This is a genomic window from Rhizobacter sp. P2_H2 (assembly GCF_056403375.1).
The window spans coordinates 1-831 of record NZ_JBFUFP010001612.1 but is presented as its reverse complement, the minus strand read 5'-3'; the positions used below and the strand labels follow the sequence as shown (position 1 = coordinate 831).

Here is an 831-nt window from a genome sequence, read left to right as displayed (position 1 = left end):
ATCCCGGAAGACAAGATCCGCAAGATCATGAAGATCGCGAAGGAGCCGATCTCGATGGAAACCCCCATCGGCGACGACGACGATTCGCACCTGGGCGACTTCATCGAGGACACCAACAACACCGCGCCGATCGAGGCGGCGATGCAGGCCGGCCTGCGCGATGTGGTGAAGGACATCCTCGACAGCCTGACGCCGCGCGAGGCCAAGGTGCTGCGCATGCGCTTCGGCATCGAGATGAGCACCGACCACACGCTGGAAGAAGTGGGCAAGCAGTTCGACGTGACGCGCGAGCGCATCCGCCAGATCGAGGCGAAGGCGATCCGCAAGCTGAAGCACCCGAGCCGGTCCGACAAGCTGCGCACCTATCTGGACAATCTCTGATCGATCCGCAGCCTCGGCTGCAAAGGCCCCGCAAGCACTGCTTTCGGGGCCTTTTTTGCGCCTTCCGCAGCCGTCAAGTTGCCATAAACTTCACGCTTATGACCCAGATCCTGCAGCGCACCGTGTTGTTTGCCGATCTTCGCGGCAGCACCGCGCTCTACGAGACGCTGGGCAATGCCGAGGCCACGACGGTCGTCACGCACAGCGTCGCGCTGCTCGCCCATGTGGTGACCAGCTGCCGGGGCACGGTCGTCAAGACGCTGGGCGACGGCCTGATGGCGGTGTTCGAGAACCCGATCGAGGCGGTGTCTGCCGCCGACGGCATGCATGAATCGCTGGACCGCATCGTCCCGCCGGCGAACCCGGTCGCCGGCGCGCCGGTCGTGGCGTCGCGCACGCCGGTGCTGAAGCTGCAGGTCGGGCTGGCGCACGGCGAGGTGGTCGCGATGT

Annotated in this window: 2 protein-coding genes; both read left to right on the top strand. The window is 65.3% G+C overall.

Going from position 1 to position 831, the window contains the following annotated elements; translation table 11 throughout:
- The coding region (locus AC1D15_RS35095; RefSeq protein ID WP_477829714.1) for a sigma-70 family RNA polymerase sigma factor at positions 1-381 on the top strand (381 nt) is incomplete at its 5' end.
- A gap of 98 nt (positions 382-479) precedes the next feature.
- Positions 480-831: adenylate/guanylate cyclase domain-containing protein (locus tag AC1D15_RS35090; protein WP_477829713.1), on the top strand; the 352-nt coding region annotated here is incomplete at its 3' end.